This window comes from Achromobacter aegrifaciens, from assembly GCF_902859965.1.
In the GTDB taxonomy this organism is placed as follows: domain Bacteria; phylum Pseudomonadota; class Gammaproteobacteria; order Burkholderiales; family Burkholderiaceae_B; genus Achromobacter; species Achromobacter aegrifaciens.
The window spans coordinates 568083-586778 of sequence record NZ_CADIKO010000004.1; the positions used below are offsets into that span (position 1 = coordinate 568083).

Consider the following 18696-nt stretch of genomic DNA (forward strand, 5'->3'; position numbering starts at 1 on the left):
AGCGAAAAAAGGGGCCAAAAATCCGCGCGCCACGGTCAGGCCGGCACCACGCTGACCCAGTAGCGGCTGCGCGAAACCACCCGCACCGGCAGGCTGCGCGACACCGCCAGCAGCACCGCATCGGTGTCATCCACCTGGAACCCGCCCGAGATGCGCAGATCGGCCACCGCCGGATCGCAGCGCAACAGGCCCGGGCGATAGCGCGCCAGCTCCTTCAGGAAGTCGGCCAGCCTCATGTCGTCCGCATAAAGCACGCCATCCAGCCAGGCTTGCGGCGGATGGACATAGGCGCGAGGCGCCAGGACTTCACGGTCCGAAAACTCGACGCATTGCCCTGCCGCCAGCACGACGCCCGCCGCCGCCGCCGCACGCGGTTGCAGCCGCACCTGCCCTTCGATCACCGCGACCCGGCTGCGCGCATCCAGTTGCCGCACGCCGAAGTACGTGCCCAAGGCCTGCACGCTGCCTTCGGCGGTGCGCACCCGCAGCGGCCGAGGGTCCGGCGGCGCCGCATGGGCCGAACGCAGCAGGATTTCGCCCTCCCGCAGCAGCACCAGACGTTGTTCCGCCGAATAGTCCAGGTCCACCGCCGAGGCGGTATTGAGCGCCAGCACGCTGCCGTCCGGCAGCTGGAACTGCCGGCGTTCGCCACTGCTGGTGGCGTAGTCCGCCGTCCAGCTCTGCCAGGGCGCCGTGCGCCATGCCAGCCAGCCCGCCGGCACCCCCACGATCAGTCCCGCCAGCACCCGCAGACCCGCGCGCCGCGTCGCGTCCGCGTTCATGGCGGCCCGCCCCAGCCCCGGCGGCAAGCCGCCGAACTTGGCCAGGACAGCCTGCGCCCGGGTCCAGGCGCGGTCGTGCTCGGGGCTGCGTTGGCGCCAACGCTCACAGGCCAGCTTGTCCGCATCGGAGAAGCGCCCCGAATGCAACCGCACCAGCCAATCCGCGGCTTCGCCCGCGATCTTCGGATCGATGGCGTCCGTCGCTGCCGTCATGACGCCGCCAGAATGCAATGCTTGAAGGCCTCGGCCATGTAGCGCTTGACCGTGCGCACGCTCACCCCCATCTCGACGCCGATCTGCTCGTACGTCAGGCCGTCGAGTTGCGACAGCAGGAATGCGATCCGGGCCTTGTCCGGCAGGGCCGCCAGCAAGGCGTCCACCTCGCGCAGCGTCTGCAGCACCATCAGGCGCTGCTCTTCCGACGGCGCATGCCGCGCCGGTATGGCCGCGAGGGCGTCGAGGTAGGCCTGCTCCAGCGCATGGCGCCGGTACAGGTCCACCATCAAGCGCTTGGCGATGGTGGTCAGGTAGGCGCGCGGCTCCTGCAACTCCGGCATGGCGCGCCGGCGATAGCTGCTCAGCAACCCGACAAACGTGTCCTGGGCCAGGTCGGCGGCGTCGGCGCTGTTGCCCAGCCGCCGGCGCAGCCAGCCGAACAGCCAGCCGTGATGCGCGTCGTAGATGCGCTGCACGGCGACGGCGGAAGTCGGGTCGGGGGGAGGCATGGCGAGGACGTGGTCGGATTACTTCGATAATGGGAATTAATCGCAATTATCACCACAAATCCGCCCTCCGGCAATCCACGGTTTCCGATCGCACGGCCCCGGCCGGCGCGGCCGATCGAGCGAACGAAACCGGATTGGACTGGGAGCCTGCGCCAGCTCGCGGCCAGCGGCGGCCGCTTTCAAAGCGCTTTGCCGTATGCCTCGAAGTCCTCCGGATCCAGCCAATCTTTCAAAGCCTCGGCATCCGGCGGCTGCGGCGCCGTCGGCCTGGCGCTGGGCGTCCTGCTGAAGCGCGGAGCCGGCGCGGGCTGCGTGATGCCGTCCACCTCCAGCAGCGTGCCGCGCGCCCTGACCTGCGGATGCATGGCGGCGTCCCTCAGCGTCTGCACGGGCGCCACGCATACATCCAGATGTGCCAGCCTTTCGCACCAGTCGTCGCGACTGCGCTGGGCGAAGGCCGCAGCCAGCACCGTCCGCAAACGGGGCCACGTGTTCCTGTCCTGGTGGTCCCCCAGTTCGCGGATGGCATTGTCGTCCAGGCCCAACTGCCGCAGCAGCAGCTCGTGGAAGCGGCGTTCTATCGGGCCGACCGAAAGCCATAGGCCGTCGGCGCATGGGTACACGTCATAGAACGGCGCGCCCGAATCGAGGATGTTGCTGCCCCGTTGGGACTGCCATGCGCCCGACGCGGCCAGGCCGTAGAACGCCGTTGCCATCGAGGCCACGCCGTCCATCACGGCGGCATCCACCACCTGGCCCTGCCCGGACTGGCGCGCTTCGATGATGGCGGCCAGCATGCCCAATGCGAGATAGGGGCCGCCGCCGCCGAAATCGCCCACCAGCGCGAGCGGCGGCGTGGGCGGCTGGCCTGCGCGGCCGATGGCGTCCAGCACGCCGGTGACGGCGATGTAGTTGATGTCATGTCCGGCCACTTGCGCCAGCGGGCCGTCCTGCCCCCAGCCGGTGATGCGGCCGTAGACCAGCCGGGGGTTCTCCGCCAGGCAGGCTTGCGGCCCCAGGCCCAGCCGCTCGGTCACGCCGGGACGGAATCCTTCGATCAGCCCGTCGGCCTTGCGCAGCAACCGCAGCACCAGGGCGACGGCGCGCGGGTCCTTCAGGTCCAGCGCGATGGAACGCCGGCTGCGCAGCAGCAGGTTGTACTTCAGCTCGCGCTTGACCCCCAGGTCGGCGGGCTCCTTGCGTTCGATCCGCAGGACGGTCGCGCCCATGTCGGCCAGCAGCATGGCCGCCATCGGTCCCGGACCGATGCCGGCCAGCTCGATGATCCTGATTCCAGCCAAAGGTCCCATGTGTTCGTCTCCCCATGCATGGCGGCGCATGTGCCGCCGGATCAACACAATTCAATGGCGATGGCCGTGGCTTCGCCTCCGCCCAGGCACAGGCTGGCCACGCCGCGGCGCAGGCCGCGCCGCTCGAGCGAGTGCAGCAGCGTGACGATGATGCGCGCGCCGGTCGCGCCCACGGGATGCCCCAACGCGCAGGCGCCCCCTTCGACGTTGACCCGCTCGGCGGGCAGGCCCAGGTCGCGCAGCGCGATCAGGGCAACCACCGCGAAGGCTTCGTTGATCTCGTACAGGTCCACCGAGTCGCGACTCCAGCCCACCCGGTCGAGCAGACGCGCGATAGCGTGCACCGGGGCGACCGGGAACTGTCCCGGCGCCAGCGCTGCGGCGGCATGTCCGACGATACGCGCGCGCGGCGTCAGTCCCAGCGCCGCCACATGGCTTTGGCGCGTCAGCGCCAGCGCGGCCGCACCATCCGAGATCGAGGACGCGTTGCCGGCCGTGACCGTGCCGTCCGTGGAGAACACCGGCTTCAGACCGGCCAGCCGCGTCGCGTCGCAAAGGCCCGGCGTCTCGTCGTCGACAACGAGCGCGCCTGGCGCCACGCCGCGGCGATTCCGCGCCGCGATGGGCGCAATCTCCGCCGCGAAAGCCCCGGAGGCGATGCTGCCCTGAGCCCGCAATACGCTCTGTTCCGCATAGATATCCTGTTGGGCGCGGCTGAAACCGTGCTCGCGCGCCGCCAGATCGGCGTAGTGCCCCATCAGATGGCCTTCGTAGGCGTCCTGCAGGCCATCGCGGTACATATGGTCCAGCAATTGCCCATCGCCCAGCCGGTATCCCTGCCGCGCCCTGGGTATCAGGTGCGGCGCGTTGCTCATCGACTCCATCCCGCCGGCCAGCACCAGGTCCGCCGATCCGGCGCTCAAGATGTCGTGCGCCAGGGTTACGGCCTTCATGCCCGAGCCGCACATCTTGCTTAGCGTGGTCGCCTGCACCGTGATTGGCAGCCCCGCGCCCAGCACGGCCTGGCGCGCGGGCGCCTGCCCCAGTCCGGCGAACAGGCAGCAGCCCATCAATGCCTCCTGGGCGGCATCGGGTGCCAGACCCGCCTGACGGATTGCGGCAGCCAGCGCATGAGCGCCCAGCTCGGGCGCGGTGTAGTGCGACAAGGCTCCCTGAAAAGCGCCAATGGGCGTGCGCTGCGCGCCGACGATGACGACGGGATCTGAATGGTTGGACATGAGTCGATACCTCGATTGCAAGGGAGTTCGAAGAATGCGCGGCTGTCGGTCCGCCTTGCGCTACGCGGCAACGCGCGCCGGCACAGCCGACATGACGCCGCGCACGAAGTCCAGCAAGGTCGGGCTGTCGCCGGCCAGCAGTTGCCTGCCGATCAGGCTGGCGCACTCGTCTTCGCTCGTGCCGGTGGCGCGCCACTCATGCAGCCGCGTGGTGTATATGCCCAGGGCCAGCTCTTCGGTGATCCCGATTGCACCGTGTATTGCGTGCGCCAGGGCGCACACCAGTGGAATGGCTTCGCCTGCCCGCAGCCGCGCGCAGGCCGCAAGCGTGGCGTCGGGAAACAGGGCCCCGCTGGCGCATGCCAGCCGTGCTGCCATGGCGGTGGATGCCACCTGCTCCGCGAGCATGCTGATCTCTTGCTGGATCGCCTGGAAGCGCCCCAGCGCTTTGCCGAACTGCTGGCGCTCGCCTACAAAGGCGACGCAGCGATCGAGCACCGCCTGCATCGCGCCGGCTATTCCGGCGGCGTCGGCGGCGTCACGCCAGGCCCGCACGGCGTCGTCCGGCAAGGCGATGCGGCCAAGGACCGCCGGTGAGCCCGCCCATTCGGGCGCGGCGCTCGCGCGCGGCCGGAACAAGCCGGGGTCCGACGCGGCGGGCGCGGCCACCAGCAACAGGCCGTCATCGCGCTGGACCAACAGGGTGCGCGCCAGTCCGGCTCCTGGCGTCTGGACGCAACGCAGGCCGCGCGGCCCCGGCAGCGCTCGGGCCAGGGCGATGGGCCCTTCGGGCACGGTCTGGCCGCTGGTGCGCAACAAGGCGCGCGCGAGCATGGTGTCGGCCAGCGGGTAAGGCAGCGCCAGGGCGCCCGCCGCACGCAGCAAACCCTCGGCGTCCTCCAGCGACAGTCCTGCGCCGCCCAGTTCCGCGGGCGTCAACGCGTCCACGTAACCGAGCGCATCGATGTCCCGCCACGTATCGGCGACGAGATTGTCCGCCCCAGCGCCCTCGCCGGCCGCCTCGATCTCGCGGACCCGCTCCAGCGGACACAAGCCAGCCAGGGCGCGCGCAAATTCGTCGTACAGGTCTTGCTGCATGGATGCCGGCATGGGCCCTCCTTCAGTGTTCGATGGGCCTTAGCGCAGGCCTAGCTCGCGCGCGATGATGCCGCGCAGGATATGGCGGGTGCCGCCGCGCAGTGAAAAGGTCGGATTGATCAGGGTCAGGTAGGCCAGCGTGCGGGCAAGCGTCTCGTCAGGCGCCGCATTGGCGTTCGCGCGCAAGGCCTGGCCTATCCATTCGGGCACGGCCTGTTCGAACTCCGTACCCAGGTCCTTCACCAGCACGGCCGCAAGACTGGCGTCGGCCCCTTCGTTCAGGCGCTGCGTCACCGCCAGCGACATGGCCCGCAGCACCGTCAGCCGCCCGGCCAAGCGCCCCGCCAGGCGGATCTGCGCCTCGTCCGGCGAGGAAGCCCGGCGCAGATGCGCGAGCCAGCCGTCCATCAGCACCATGCTGGAATAGATCCGCTCCGGACCGCTGCGTTCCAGCGCCAGTTCAGCCGTGACCTGCCGCCAGCCGCTGCCCTCTTCGCCTACCAGCGCATCGCGCGGCAAGCGGACGTTGTCGAACAGGACTTCACAGAAATGCGCATCTCCCGCGATGTCGCGGATCGGACGAATTTCAATGCCGGGCAAGGACAGGTCGAAGATCATCTGCGACAGCCCTTTGTGCCGGTCTTCCGGCACGCCCGAGGTGCGTACCAGCGCGCACATGTAATGCGAGCGGTGGGCGTTGGTGGTCCAGATCTTGCGGCCGTTGAGCAGCCAGCCGTCGCCATCAGGGGTAGCGCGCGTGCGCACGCTGGCGAGGTCGGATCCGGTATCGGGCTCGCTCATGCCAATGGCGAAGAAGGCTTCGCCCCGGATGATGCGCGGCAGGTAGAAGTCGCGCTGCGCCTGCGAGCCGTAACGCAGAATCAATGGCGCGGTCTGGCGATCGGCGATCCAATGCGCCGACACCGGCGCTCCCGCCGCGAGCAGCTCCTCGCTCAACACGAAGCGGGCGAAATTGCTGCGTTGCGCGCCGCCATAGGCGGCGGGCAAGGTCAGGCCCAGCCATCCCTGCCTCGCCAGCGCGCGGCTGAACTCCGCGTCATAGCCCATCCAGGAGCGCGCCCGTAGGTCCGCCGGCATGTCCTTCAGCGCCTCGCGCAGAAAGGCGCGCACTGACGGACGCAACGCCTCATCCTGCGCAGGAATCGCGGCAAGCTGCAGTGCCTCGTTGATAGCGCCCAATGTGATCCCCGGAACGCGCGGCGTCACGGCGCCGCCGCGCGCATTCCAATTTGCGAAAGTGCCGTGCAAACCCGGCCCGCGGCGGAGCGCGCGGGCTTCATGGCAATCTACACGGGGGGCACATCACGGTCTAATATTAGATGTGGACCGGGCAATACATCACAAATATCGCGAGCCCGGCGCATCAAGGGAGGCGCCCGTGGAGCTACGCCAGCTCAAGCAGCTGTTGGTCCTGTCCGAAACACTCAACTTCCATCGGGCCGCCGAGCGGCTGCACATGGCACAGCCGCCACTGTCGACCGCGATCAAGAAGCTTGAACAAGAGCTCGGCGTACAGCTTTTCGATAGGCTGCCGGCCGGCCTGCAGCCCACGCCAGCAGGCCAGGTTGTGCTGCGGTATGCACGTACCACTCTGTTCTATGCCGAGGAGATCCGCCGCGCGGCGAGGGAAGGTGCCAGCGGCGAACAAGGTGTCCTGAAGGTGGGCTTTGTCGGCTCGTCCACCTACTCGCTGATGCCGCGGCTGCTGTCGGAATTCCGCAAGGACTACCCGCGCGTCGACCTGATCATCGAGGAGTCCACCACCGTCGATCTGCTGCGCCGGCTGGACGCGCACACGCTGGACGTGGCGCTAGTTCGATTCCCTGTGCTCGAACCCACGGCCGCTCGCATCACCTTGCTGCAACCCGATCATCTGATGCTGGCAGTGCCAGCGGGCAGCCGCCACGCGCAGCGCGAGGACGTCGCGTTGAGCGAACTGGCGGATGAGCCGTTCATCGGCTATTCGCGCACGCATGTTCCGGGCATGCACGCGCTGGTCATGTATGCCTTCCAGCAGGCAGGCGTAGTGCCGCGCATTGCGCAAGAAGCGATCCAGGTGCAGACCATCCTGAGCCTGGTCGAAAGCGGGCTGGGCGTGGCCATCGTGCCGGCGGTGGCCCGCCGGCAAGCGGGCAGCAATGTGCGCCTGGTCAATGTTTCGCAGCTGGCCGAAACCATCAAGGTGGGCATCGCCCTGGCAGTGCACCCGGACAATGCCACCCCTACCACCGCCAATTTCGTCGAGATGGCCTGCCGCCTGATGCGGCCGGCGCCCACGGTCGCGGCCCCCGAATGACGGGGCCTGGACGCGTCTACTCCTGCTGGATATTGGCCAGCTTGGCGATGCGCCGCATGGACTCGAGCTCGTCCTTCTGGAAGGCCGCGAGCGTCTCGGGGCCGCCGACAAACGACTCGCCGCCCAGATTGGCCATGAACGCGCGGCCCTCGTCGCTGCGCACCAGCGCCTGCACTGCATCCGACACGCGCGCCACGATGGCGGGATCGACCTTCGCGGGAAAGAACGCGGCCGTCCAGGCATAGGCCTCGTAGCCCTTGGTGCCGCTCTCCTGCATCGTAGGCACGTCCGGCAGGTCCTTGATGCGCTTCGCGCTGGTCACTGCCAGCGGCCTCAGCTTGCCGCCGCGTATCAGCGGCAGCGCGGCGCTGACGTCGGCCAGGCTGTACTGCACCACGCCGCCCGCCAGATCCGCCAGGGCGGCCGACGTGCCCTTGTACGGCACGTGCGTGGCCTTGATCCCGTTCTGCTCATGGAACAGCTCCAGCACCACCTGATAGGTCGCGGTTCCGCTCGCGAAGTTCAGCTTGCCGGGCGCTTCCCTGGCGGCCGATACCAGGTCCGCCACGTTGCGGTATGGCGAGTTGGCCGGCACCACCAGCGCCATGGGAAAACGCGCGATGGGCGCGACCGGCGAAAAATCCTTGATCGCGTCATAGGGCAGGTGCTTGAAGACGGCGGCGTTGGTCGTCATGGGCGAATTGCTGGCCACGAACATCGTGTAGCCATCCGGCGCGGCGGTCGCCACCGCCTGGGCGGCGATGAAGCTGTTGGCGCCCGGCCGGTTCTCGACGATGAACGGCTGTCCGAACTGCTCGGCCAGATGTTTGGACAGGAATCGCGCCGTGGTGTCGGCGCCGCTGCCGGGCGGCAGCGAGACGATGATCTTCACCGGATGCGAGGGATACTTTTCCGCGGCGCGGGCGTTGCCGCCCAGCGCCAGCGCCGCGCCCAGCATCGCCGTCATGGCCAGGGTCCTGATATTCATACTTGTCTCCGCAAGGCTGTTCCATTCATAGTCATGGCCTCGCGGCCATGGCGTTTGCCATATTCATTCAGGCTGTATGCCTGCCAACCTGACCGCGTCGCCCCAGCGCCGGACCTCCTGCCCCAGATAAGCCTGGAACTCGGCGGGCGAGGAACTGCGCAGGTCTACCCCCTGCGCCGTAAACGGTCCGGCGATGGCCGGATCGCGCACCGCCGCGGCCACCGCCTGGTTCAGGCGCTGGATCACCGGCTGCGGCGTGGCAGCCGGCGCCAGCACGCCTTGCCAAGTACTCATCGTAAGGTCCTGCAAGCCGGCTTCGCGCAGCGTCGGCACCTGCGGCAACGCGGGCGACCGTTCGGCGCCGGTCACGGCCAGCGCCTTGACCCTGCCGTCACGGATATAAGGCAGCGCCGAGCTGATCGCGTCCACCATGAACTGCACCTGGCCGCCCAGCATCGCCACCATGGCCGGATTGGTGCCCTTGAAGGGAATGCCCACGGCGCGCGTGCCGGTGGCATGCAGGAACAGCGCCACGCTCAAATGCGTGATGTTGCCGACGCCGCCAGTGCCATAGCTGAGCGCATCGGGACGCGCCTTGAGGTAGGCGATGAATTCGCTGGTGTCCCTGGGCGGCAAGGCATTGGTCGTCATCAGCACCAACGGGATCGAGGCCGTCAGCCCCACCGGCGCGAAATCGCACAATGGGTCATAGGGCAGCTGCCGGTACAGCGCCGGGCTGATAGCCAGGCCCGACGAGTGATATAGCAGGGTGTATCCGTCGGGCCGCGCGCGCGCCACGGTTTCGCCAGCGATGTTGCCGCTGGCGCCGGTCTTGTTCTCGACGACCACGGGCTGGTCCAGTTGCCGCGCCACGTGCTGCGCCACGGCCCGGGCCAGCACATCGGTCGGACCGCCCGCCGCGTAAGGCAGGATCAGCCGCAAGGGCTGCGCCGGCCACGCCGCGGGATTGGCGACGGCGCGCGCCAGCGGCAGGCCAGCCAGCGCGCCTAAAGCGGCCACCAGCGTTCTTCTTTTTGTCTCCATGGATCTCCTCCTTATGTCGCCTCGTTGTCGGTTGCGCGTCGGCGAGGCTGCCGTGGCCAGGGCGCAAGCCTCAGCCGCGCGTCTTGTCCAGGTATGCGTCCAGTGCGCTGGCGTGCTCTTGCGTGTGGTGCGCCAACGCCTGGAAGCCGGCCGATAATTCCAATAGGGTATCCAGCCGGGTGTGCTGGCCTTCGCGCAGCAAGCGCTTGGTCAGACGCAGCGCATGGCCGGAATGCTGGGCAATCTCCTGTGCCAGGGCCATGGCGGCCGGCAGCAGCGCCTCCTGGCTGAGCACCTGCGAAACCAAGCCCATGTCGAGCGCCTGGGCGGCGTCGACGCTACGGCCGGTAAACGCCAGCTCGCACGCGCGCGACATGCCGACCACCCGCGGCAGCAGCCAGGCGCCGCCGTCTCCCGGCGTCAGGCCCAGCTTGACGAAGCTCTCGGCGAAGCGCGCCTCCTCGGCGGCCAGACGCATGTCGCACATGCAGGCCAGGTCGCAGCCCGCGCCGATGGCCGGCCCGTTGACCGCCGCTATCGTCGGCACTTCCAGATTGCACAGAGCCAGCGGCACGCGCTGGATGCCATCGCGGTAGGCCTGCCGGCTGCGCACCGGCTCGCCCAGGCCGGCGCCGACGGCTGCGGACAAGGTCTTGAGATTGCCGCCGGAAGAGAACACGCCGTGCGCGCCGGTCAGCACCACGGCGCGCACCGACATGTCCGCGTTGACCTCGGCGCAGACGTCCACAAGCGCGTCGATCGCGTCGGGATCGGACAGCGCGTTACGTGTAGCCGCGCGGTCCATGGTCAGGAGCAGCACGGCCCCATGGCGCTCGAGTTTCAGGAAATCAGTCATGGGCAGCTCCGGTCACTGCGGCATCGTTGGTCGCCGTCAAGGTCACGCCATCCCTTAGCAGCGTGGCAATGGCTTCATCCGGGTAGCCGGCCTCCTTCAGCACCTCGACGCTGTGTTCGCCCAGCCGCGGCGCATGCCGCGAGGGGTCGGGCGGCGTGCCGGACCAGCGCGACGGCACCGCCATCGTGCGCAGCTTGCCCTCGCTGGGATGCTCGACCGTGTTGAAGAACCCGACAGCTTCCAATTGTGGATCGCGCAGCAGCGACTCCACCGTGTGCATGGGCATGGCCGGAATATCCGCCGCCTCAAACGCCTCGAGCCATTGCGCGGTCGTGCGCTTGGCGATCTCGTCCGACACCAGGCGATAGATCGCATGGATGTGCTGGGTGCGAGTCCCTATGTCGCGGAACCACGGGTCGGTGGACTCGCGCCCAGGCTGGCCGATCAATTCGAAGAATGCCGCCCATTGCTTGTCCGCGTAGATCAACACGCAGATATGCCCGTCCAGCGTGGCATAGGGGCGCCGGTCCGCGTTCAGGATGCGCGGATAGCCGGGAGGGCCCAAGGGCGGCTCGAAGGACTGGCCTGCCATGTGATCGCCCAGAATCAATTGCGCCATGGTCTCGAACATGGGCACATCGATGGCCTGCCCCTGTCCTGTCCGGGCCCGGTGGTATAGGCCGGCGCTGACCGCGTTGGCCGCGCTGATGCCCACGATGCGGTCGGCAATGGCGCTGGGCGCGTACCGAGGTGTTTCACTGCCAGCCTGGACCGACAGCGCCGGGATGGCCACCGCGCCCTGGATCAGGTCGTCGTAGGCGGCGCGCGCCGCATAGGGCCCCCGCTGATCGTAGCCGTAGACGCCCACATACAGGATCGCCGGATTGACCTGCGCCAGCTCCTGATAAGACAGCCCCAGCCGCGCCATGGCCTGGGGCCGCACGTTGTAGATCAGGACGTCGCAGGTCGCCGCCAGCTTCAGCAGCGCGTCGCGGCCGGCGGGCCGCTTCAAGTCCAGCACGACGCTGCGCTTGCTGCGGTTGGCGTGCAGAAAGATTCCGCCCATGCCAGGATGCCGCGCCGGGCCGATGCCGCGCACGTTGTCGCCGGCCGGAGGTTCGACCTTGACCACGTCCGCGCCCAGGTCTCCCAGTATCTGCGTGGCGTAGGGGCCCATCAGCACCGTGGTGACATCCAGGATGCGCACGCCTTCCAACGGGCCACTCATGCCCTGCACCCCGAACGCCCCGCCCGCACGCGCATCCCGCGCGGCCCGGATATCCTGCAAACACCACCTTCGAACATGACAGCTCCCATTCCAGAATGTCTTGCTGGACATCCTAGGTAAGAACTGCAAGCGCCGGAAATACTATATTTGGGTCAGCCGATACATCCAGGATATTGGCGGGAGATCGCGGCCGAGCCGGCCCTAGTTCAGGGCAGCGCGCCGCCGACCGTGCGCGCCAACTCCCCGTACCGCAACTTTTCGGCCTGAATTTCCCGGGAGAATTCCTTGCTCCCAATCCCCACCACTTCGCCACCGCTCTGCTGGGCCAGTTGCGCCCGCAGCGCCGGATCGTCCATGACCTGTCGCATCATGTCTTCAAGCTTGCCGGCTATCGCCGGAGGCGTCTTGGCGTGTATGGCGAAGCCTATGAAAATGTACAGGGAGTAGCCGGGATAGCCCGATTCCTGCACGGTCGCCACGTCGGGCAACAGCGGATGACGCTGGTCTCCGGCTACGGCCAGCGCCCGGATTTTCCCCGAGGCGACCAGGGGCGCGGCGCCGGCGATGTCTATCAACGCCAGATCCACCGAGCCCCCCACCACGTCCGCCACTGCCTGCGCGGCGCCCTTGTATGGGACATGGTTGAAATCCACGCCCGCGCGGCTGGCCAGGTCGAGCGCGCCCAGGCGATAGCTGTTGCCGTAGGTGGCCAGGCTGACACCGCCCTTGTCGCGGCGGGCTGCCGCGACGACGTCGCCCAGGTTCTTGTATGGCGAACTCACCGATGCGACCAGCACTGCCACGTGCCGGGTCACGTTGATCATCGGCAGCAGATCCTCGGGGCGATACGGCAAGTCTTTTACAAACAATGGGTTGATCACTGTCGCGCTGGGGCTGATCAACACCACGGTGTAGCCGTCGGCTGGCGCGCTCAGCGCCACCTGGGTGCCTAGCGAGAGTTCGGCGCCGGGCCGGTTCTCCACCAGTGTGGACTGGCCCGCCACTTTGCGCAGGTGCTCGGCGAAGGTGCGCGTCATCGTATCGCCGCTGCTGCCGGGTCCGATGGGCACGATGAAGCGTATGGGCCGTGAAGGATAGGCATCGGCTCCGGCTCCTGCGGCCGGCATCGAAGCAAGCAGTGCGGCGCAGGCGAGCACTGCAGCGCGCCACGCGGTTCTGGCAACGGACATGGTTTCGTCTCCTCGGGTTCTTGTGGCCTGTCACGATAGCGACAAGAACTCCGGCGTGCCATGCGGGAACCGACGATCAGCTATGCACGGTCTGAACAGCTGTCTGCCAGGCCTTGGCCCAGCGCGCCTCGCGCATCTGCGCGGCCTGCTGCAATCGGACGAAGTGCTCTCCCAGCACCGCGACCAGGCAGCGCTCTACCGCAAGGCTGGCGCGGTTGATGCGGTGCTTGGCGCCGGTGGCGCAGAAGGTGTGCAAGGTGAGCGCCGGTTCGACGATGCGGGAAATCGCCAGGTCGCCTTCGTCCAGGTAGTCCTCGATGCGATGCACCTGGGTAATGGCATGGCGGCCGCAGCGGCGCACCACCTCGCGGATCATCGCGCCGGAGTTGATCTCCAGTTCCGCGCGCAACTCCAGCTGCATGTCGCGGGTGCGTTCACGCACCACGGCCTCCACGGGGTTGGGCGAAGGCGGCATCACGATGGACAAGCCGTTCAATGCGGCCAGCGGCACGGTGGGGTCGCGCAACAGCGGCGAATCGCGCCGGCCCAGCAGCACCAGGTCGGACGAAAACAGGCGCTGTGCCTGGGCGGGCGGCTCGGGCTGGCAGCTGTTGAAGACGCCGATATCGAGCTTGCCCGCCGCCAGCCTGTCCATCACGTCGCGGCTGTAGCTTTCGTGTATGACCAGATGGATCCTGGGAAACTGGGACGTTATGCGATTCACCAGCATCGACACCGGGCCTTCGGCGGCCCAGCGCGGCAAGGCGATCTCCACCGTGCCGGACGGCTGCTCATTGGTGGAGGAAGCCAGCTCCAGGAAGCCGGTGGCGCCATCCAGCAGTCCCTGCGCCACGGGCAGCAGCGCCACGCCCAACTCGGTCAGCAGCACGCCGCGGCCAGTGCGGTTGAACAGGCGGCCGCCCAACTGTTCTTCCAGTTCCAATACCCGCCGGCTCAGCATGGACTGCGAGCATCCCCGCAGCACCGCCGCCTGCGAAAAACTGCCTGACTCCGCAGTCGCGACGAAAGCGGACACGTTCTCGATCTTCAGCTCATCGGCTGCGCGGGCCACCAGTTTCACTTTCTGTCTCCTGCCGGGATGGGACAGCCTGCATTGGTTTTTTTTGATCATATCAGGGCGTATCGCGCCCATGCGGCCTGGCGCGGCGCCGCGTCAAAGGTGCTGCGTTGCGGCAAGCGCGCGCCGACCGGCTGCTTCATCCATGCCGGATCGGGATCAACCCGCAGCAGCTCCGGGAGCGTTCTTGCTGCCACGCAGCACGGACCGAATCACCGCGAATCGACCTGAGCGTTGCCGATCCTGCATACCTGCCATCCGCTGCGCGTGCTTACCCCGCTCGCCCTCCATGCCTACAGTTGGCCCATCCCGATTCCGGGTGTACGGATCAACCTGCCAAGGAGATGAAATGGCTGGAGTACTTGAAGGGAAAGTCGTTCTGGTCACCGGCGCCGGCCGCGGCGTCGGCCGCGAAATCGCCCTGCTGGCGGCGCGCGAGGGCGCAGCCGTGGTGGTCAACGATCTGGGCGGCAGTCCGAACGGCGAAGGCGCAGGCACGCTGGACCCGGCATCCGAGGTGGTCGCGGAAATCCGCCAGGCAGGCGGGCGCGCCGTCGCCAACGGCGACAGCGTCTCCGACCCGGATGCGGCGGCGCGCATGGTACAGACCGCCGTCGATAACTTCGGACGGCTGGACGGCGTGGTCAATAACGCCGGCATCCTGCGCGACCGGATGTTCCACAAGATGAGCAACGTGGACTGGCAGCAGGTCATCGACGTGCATCTGCAAGGCACCTACAACGTCAGCCGCGCCGCCGCCGCGATGTTCCGCGAGCAGCAGTCCGGCGCCTACGTGCACATGACCTCGGCAGCCGGCCTGGTGGGCAACATCGGCCAGGCCAATTATTCGGCGGCCAAGCTGGGCATCGTCGGGATATCGCGCTCCATCGCGCTGGAAATGGAACGTTGCAACGTACGCTCGAACTGCGTGTCGCCTTGGGCCTGGAGCCGCCTCATCGGCACCCTGCCCGACGAAACCGAGGAGCAGAAGCGCCGGTTGGAACGCTTCAAGCAGATGACCGCCGACAAGATCGCCCCCATGGTCGTGTACCTGCTGTCAGACCTGGCCGCCGGCGTGAGCGGGCAGATCTTCGGCGTGCGCAAGAACGAAATCATGCTGTTCAGCCAGCCGCGGCCGGTACGCAGCGTGCATCGCTCGGAAGGCTGGACCGTCGAAGCCATCGCCGAGCATGCAATCCCTGCGATGCAGCCCAGTCTGGTGCCGCTGGAAAGCGCGCGCGAGGCTTTCGCCTGGACTCCGGTATGAGGCCCGCCATGAGACTCGACCCCGACAAACTGATGCGGCGCCACTTCGAACCGGTGGAGCAGACCTACACCGCCAAGGACTCCATCCTGTACGCGCTGGGACTGGGCTTGGGCCGCGACCCGCTGGATGCGCGCGAACTGCCCTTCGTCTACGAAGAGCGGCAATTGGCGGTGCCGACCCAGGCCGCGGTGCTAGGCTACCCCGGCTTCTGGATGCAGGAACCCGACACCGGCATAGACTGGCGCCGAGTACTGCACGCCAGCCAGTCGGTGCAGCTGCATCGTCCGCTGGCGCCAGCCGGCACCGTCATCGGACGTACGCGGATCAAGGACATCCTCGACAAGGGGCCGGACGTCGGTGCGCTTTTCTTCGTGGAACGCACGCTGGAAACGCGCGACGGCGCCCTGCTTGCCACCGTGGAACAGGCAGTGATGGCGCGCGGCAACGGCGGCTTCGGCGGCGCCAGCGGCCCGTCACCGGCGCCCGCCAAGCTGCCGGAAAGCACGCCCGAACACGTCTGCGACCTGCCCACGCTAACATCCCAGGCCCTGCTCTACCGCCTGTCCGGCGACCTGAATCCGCTGCATGCGGACCCCGAGGTCGCGCGCGCGGGCGGTTTCGAGCGGCCCATCCTGCATGGCCTCTGCTCCTACGGCATCGCCTGCCACGGGCTGCTGCGCATGCTGTGCGACTACGAGCCGGCCAGACTCAAGCGCATCGACGTGCGCTTCAGCGCGCCGGTCTATCCCGGCGAGACCATCCGCGTCGAAGCCTGGGGCGCCAGCGGCGAAGTCCGCTTCCGCGCCACGGCGCTGGAACGCCAGAAAGTGGTGCTGAACAACGGTCTGGCCATCATCGACGCGGCGCACGGAGCAGGCGCATGAGAGGCATACTTTCCTTCGGCGCCTACATTCCGCGCCTGCGCCTGCAGCGCGAGGCGATCGTGCGCAGCCATTCCTGGTACGACACCTCGCTGGCGGCACATCGCGCCGGCGAGCGTTCCATGTGCGGTTACGACGAGGATGCCATCACCATGGCAGTGGAAGCCGCGCGCGACTGCCTGCAGGGGTTCGATAGCCCCGCCGTGAACGACCTGCTGCTGGCCTCGACCTCGTTGCCCTACGCCAGCCGGTTGAACGCCAGCATCGTGGCGCAGGCCTTGAATCTGGCCGAGGACATCGGCGCCATCGACGTCGCGTCCTCGCAGCGCGGTGCAACCTCCGCCTTGATGCAGGCGCTGCGCGGGGGCGCTGGACGCAGCGCGCTGGTCGTGGCGAGCGACCGCCGCAAGGCCAAAGTGGCCAGCGCGCAGGAGCTGCTGTACGGCGATGCCGCGGGCGCGGTGCTGGTGGGCGATGGCGAGGCCATCGCCGAACCCCTGGCGCTGGAAAGCCGCAGCATCGACATGGCCGACCACTATCGCGGCGTCGGCGCGGCCACCGACACCTATTGGGAAGAGCGCTGGATACGCGAGGAAGGACACAGCGCGCAGATTCCGCAGGCCATCTCGGCGGCGCTGCGCCAGGCCCGGCTGGACCCTGGCCAGGTGGATACCCTGTGCGTGGCGCTGCCGCAAAAGGGCGCGGCGCAGCGGATCGCCAAGCTCGCCGGCATCCCGCCCGACCGCGCGCATGACACGCTGGCGGCCACGGTGGGCAACGCTGGCTGCGCCCATCCGCTGCTGATGCTGGCACATGCTCTGGGTGCGGCCGCCCCGGGGCAAGTGCTGGTGTTGGTCGCATTCGGCCAGGGAGTGGACGTGCTGGTCTTGCGCACCACCCCGGCCCTGGCCGCCCTGCCTGGCCGGCTGGGCGCGCAAGGCTGGCTGGCGCGCGGCAAGGCCGAGGACAACTACATGAAGTTCCTGGTTTTCAACGACCAGCTTGCGCTGGAACGCGGCATGCGCGCCGACAACGACAAGCTTACGCCGCTCTCCGTCGAATACCGCAACCGCAAGGCGGTGCACGGCTTCGTCGGCGGGCGTTGCCGCGCTTGCGGCACGGCCCAGTGGCCGCGCGCCGACATCTGCGTCAATCCCGCCTGCGGCGCCAGCGGCACGCAAGAGGACCTGCCGTTCGCCGACACCCCGGCCAGGATCATGAGCTACACGGCGGACCGCCTGGCCTATACCCCCGATCCGCCTGCCTGCTACGGCATGGTTCAGTTCGAAGGCGGAGGCCGCCTGATGATGGACTACGCCGACATGGACGAAGACGAGCTCGCTGTCGGCGTTGCGCTGCGCATGAGCTTTCGGATCAAGGCGTACGACGCCGCGCGCGGCTACACCCGCTATTTCTGGAAGGCGACCGTCGCCAACCCTAAGGAGAACAGGCATGGCAACGGGAATTCGTGACAAGGTGGTGATCCTGGGGATGGGCTGCTCGCACTTTGGCGAGCGCTGGGATCGCAGCGCTGAGAACCTCGCGGTGGAGGCCTTCGGCGAATGCCTGCTGGATGCCGGGATCGGCAAGGAACAGATCCAGGCGGCATGGCTGGGCACCGGCATCGAAACGCAGCACCTGGGCAGCGGCGGCGTACCGCTGGGCGTTGCCCTGAGATTGCCCAACATCCCCGTCTCGCGAGTGGAGAATTTCTGCGCGTCCGGGTCGGAAGCGCTGCGCGGCGCCGCCTATGCGGTGGCCTCCGGCGCCTGCGACTTTGCGCTGGCCTTCGGTGTGGAGAAGCTTAAGGACACCGGCTACGGCGGCCTGCCCCAACGTCCGCGCGGTCCGCTCAACGACATCGTGTGGCCCAACATCAGCGCGCCCGGCTCGTTCGCGCAGTTGGCCAGCGCCTACCGCGCCAAGCATGGCGTCGATGCGCGCGACCTGAAGCGCGCCATCGCCCATATCTCGGTGAAAAGCCACGCCAACGCCGGCCGCAATCCCAAGGCCCATCTCCGCAATCCGATCAGCATGGAGGACGCGATCAACGCGCCGATGATCGCCGAGCCGCTGGGCCTGTACGACTGCTGCGGCGTTTCGGACGGCGCTGCTTGCGCGATATTGACCACGCCTGACATCGCGCGCGGCCTGGGCAAGCGCGACCTGGTGGCAATCAAGGCGCTCCAGCTGGCGGTATCCAGCGGCAGCGAAGCCGGGCACGACAGCTGGGACGGCAGCTACTTCCAGACCACCCGGGTCGCGTCGGCCCGCGCCTATGAAGAGGCCGGCATAGGACGGCCGCGCCAGCAGATCGACCTGCTGGAGGTGCACGACTGCTTTTCCATCACTGAACTGGTGACGATGGAGGACATGCACATCTCGGCTGAAGGGCGCGGCGCCCATGACGTGCTGGACGGATTCTATGACGCGGACGGCACGATTCCCTGCCAGATCGACGGCGGCCTCAAGTGCTTTGGCCATCCCATCGGCGCGACCGGACTGCGCATGGCCTACGAGATGTATCTGCAGATGCTGGGCCGCGCCGGCGCCCGCCAGCGCGCCGACGATCCCGCCCTGGGTGTGATCCACAACCTGGGCGGCTTTCCCTGGCAGAACGTGTGCAGCGTCTCCGTGCTGGGCAAGTACGGCGCCTGACCGGCGCACATCGGACAAGAAAGGAGAAACAACGTG

At 67.9% G+C, this 18696-nt stretch carries 17 protein-coding genes; 5 read left to right on the forward strand and 12 right to left on the reverse strand.

Annotated elements, in window-relative coordinates; all coding sequences use genetic code 11:
- Window positions 1-35: 35 nt before the first annotated feature.
- From HV793_RS27260 to HV793_RS27285, 6 genes are all read right to left on the reverse strand, one after another.
- Complete coding sequence (locus tag HV793_RS27260; protein ID WP_175214233.1) at window positions 36-995, reverse strand: FecR domain-containing protein; 960 nt, start codon at window positions 993-995, stop codon at window positions 36-38.
- A complete protein-coding gene (locus HV793_RS27265; protein ID WP_175214234.1) occupies window positions 992-1507 on the reverse strand; it encodes a sigma-70 family RNA polymerase sigma factor in 516 nt (171 codons plus the stop codon). Before HV793_RS27265 ends, HV793_RS27260 begins: the two co-directional genes overlap by 4 nt.
- Window positions 1508-1686: 179 nt before the next feature.
- Entirely contained in the window at window positions 1687-2817 is a 1131-nt protein-coding gene (locus tag HV793_RS27270) for a CaiB/BaiF CoA transferase family protein (RefSeq protein WP_175161853.1), read from the reverse strand.
- A 41-nt stretch (window positions 2818-2858) separates the two neighbouring features.
- A complete protein-coding gene (locus tag HV793_RS27275) occupies window positions 2859-4055 on the reverse strand; it encodes a thiolase family protein (RefSeq protein WP_175161851.1) in 1197 nt (398 codons plus the stop codon).
- 60 nt (window positions 4056-4115) lie between these two features.
- Complete coding sequence (locus tag HV793_RS27280; protein WP_175214235.1) at window positions 4116-5165, reverse strand: acyl-CoA dehydrogenase family protein; 1050 nt, start codon at window positions 5163-5165, stop codon at window positions 4116-4118.
- A gap of 27 nt (window positions 5166-5192) precedes the next feature.
- On the reverse strand, window positions 5193-6353 hold the full coding sequence (locus tag HV793_RS27285; protein ID WP_175214236.1) for an acyl-CoA dehydrogenase family protein: 1161 nt from the start codon (window positions 6351-6353) through the stop codon (window positions 5193-5195).
- A gap of 199 nt (window positions 6354-6552) precedes the next feature.
- Here HV793_RS27285 and HV793_RS27290 point away from each other — a divergent pair, with 199 nt between their 5' ends.
- The gene (locus HV793_RS27290; RefSeq protein ID WP_175161845.1) at window positions 6553-7470 is read left to right on the forward strand and encodes a LysR family transcriptional regulator; all 918 of its coding nucleotides are present in this window, start codon (window positions 6553-6555) and stop codon (window positions 7468-7470) included.
- 16 nt (window positions 7471-7486) lie between these two features.
- Here the strand turns inward: HV793_RS27290 and HV793_RS27295 are convergent, their stop codons facing one another.
- The 6 genes from HV793_RS27295 to HV793_RS27320 form a co-directional block, all read right to left on the reverse strand.
- Complete coding sequence (locus HV793_RS27295) at window positions 7487-8458, reverse strand: Bug family tripartite tricarboxylate transporter substrate binding protein (RefSeq protein WP_175214237.1); 972 nt, start codon at window positions 8456-8458, stop codon at window positions 7487-7489.
- 63 nt (window positions 8459-8521) lie between these two features.
- A complete protein-coding gene (locus HV793_RS27300) occupies window positions 8522-9502 on the reverse strand; it encodes a Bug family tripartite tricarboxylate transporter substrate binding protein (protein ID WP_175214238.1) in 981 nt (326 codons plus the stop codon).
- A gap of 70 nt (window positions 9503-9572) precedes the next feature.
- On the reverse strand, window positions 9573-10358 hold the full coding sequence (locus HV793_RS27305) for a crotonase/enoyl-CoA hydratase family protein (RefSeq protein WP_175161839.1): 786 nt from the start codon (window positions 10356-10358) through the stop codon (window positions 9573-9575).
- A complete protein-coding gene (locus HV793_RS27310; protein WP_175214239.1) occupies window positions 10351-11586 on the reverse strand; it encodes a CaiB/BaiF CoA transferase family protein in 1236 nt (411 codons plus the stop codon). Before HV793_RS27310 ends, HV793_RS27305 begins: the two co-directional genes overlap by 8 nt.
- Before the next feature lie 206 nt (window positions 11587-11792).
- Entirely contained in the window at window positions 11793-12776 is a 984-nt protein-coding gene (locus tag HV793_RS27315; protein ID WP_175214240.1) for a tripartite tricarboxylate transporter substrate binding protein, read from the reverse strand.
- A gap of 76 nt (window positions 12777-12852) precedes the next feature.
- Window positions 12853-13857, reverse strand: a complete 1005-nt coding sequence (locus HV793_RS27320) for a LysR family transcriptional regulator (protein ID WP_175161834.1) — start codon at window positions 13855-13857, stop codon at window positions 12853-12855.
- 346 nt (window positions 13858-14203) lie between these two features.
- Between HV793_RS27320 and HV793_RS27325 the strand changes: the two genes are divergently transcribed.
- From HV793_RS27325 to HV793_RS27340, 4 genes are read left to right on the forward strand one after another with little or no spacing between them, the layout of a single operon-like run.
- A complete protein-coding gene (locus tag HV793_RS27325) occupies window positions 14204-15121 on the forward strand; it encodes an SDR family NAD(P)-dependent oxidoreductase (protein WP_175214241.1) in 918 nt (305 codons plus the stop codon).
- 8 nt (window positions 15122-15129) lie between these two features.
- Window positions 15130-16005, forward strand: a complete 876-nt coding sequence (locus HV793_RS27330) for a MaoC family dehydratase (protein WP_175214242.1) — start codon at window positions 15130-15132, stop codon at window positions 16003-16005.
- Window positions 16002-17474, forward strand: a complete 1473-nt coding sequence (locus tag HV793_RS27335; RefSeq protein ID WP_175214243.1) for a 3-oxoacyl-[acyl-carrier-protein] synthase III C-terminal domain-containing protein — start codon at window positions 16002-16004, stop codon at window positions 17472-17474. The genes HV793_RS27330 and HV793_RS27335 overlap by 4 nt, the downstream gene beginning before the upstream one ends.
- Window positions 17455-18660 (forward strand): acetyl-CoA acetyltransferase, encoded by a 1206-nt coding sequence (locus HV793_RS27340; RefSeq protein WP_175161826.1) that lies wholly within the window; start codon window positions 17455-17457, stop codon window positions 18658-18660. The genes HV793_RS27335 and HV793_RS27340 overlap by 20 nt, the downstream gene beginning before the upstream one ends.
- The last annotated feature ends 36 nt before the right edge of the window (window positions 18661-18696 follow it).